The 236-nt window shown below is 67.8% G+C and carries 1 protein-coding gene; it reads left to right on the forward strand.

The genetic code is table 11. From position 1 onward, the window contains the following. Window positions 1-232 (forward strand): helix-turn-helix domain-containing protein (locus SB751_RS35255; protein ID WP_410749646.1); only part of this gene is annotated, 232 nt, incomplete at its 5' end. Window positions 233-236 lie beyond the last annotated feature (4 nt).

Consider the following 236-nt stretch of genomic DNA (forward strand, 5'->3'; position numbering starts at 1 on the left):
GCCGGCACCCGTGGCGGTCTGGCCGGCCGACCTGTCGTTTCGTGAGATCCAGGTGGCGAACCTGCTGCGCCAGGGCCACACGGCCAAGGAAGTGGGCCGCGCGCTGGGCCTGTCGCCCACCACGGTGGTGACCTACAAGAACCGCATCTTCAAGAAGAGCAAGGTCGCCAGCCTGAAGGAATTCCTGATCAAGGCGCCGGTGGCACGCGAGGCCTCGCATGGCCCCTCGTAGCGGC

The sequence above is a fragment of the Cupriavidus sp. SIMBA_020 genome (genome assembly GCF_046535395.1).
Taxonomy (GTDB): domain Bacteria; phylum Pseudomonadota; class Gammaproteobacteria; order Burkholderiales; family Burkholderiaceae; genus Cupriavidus; species Cupriavidus campinensis.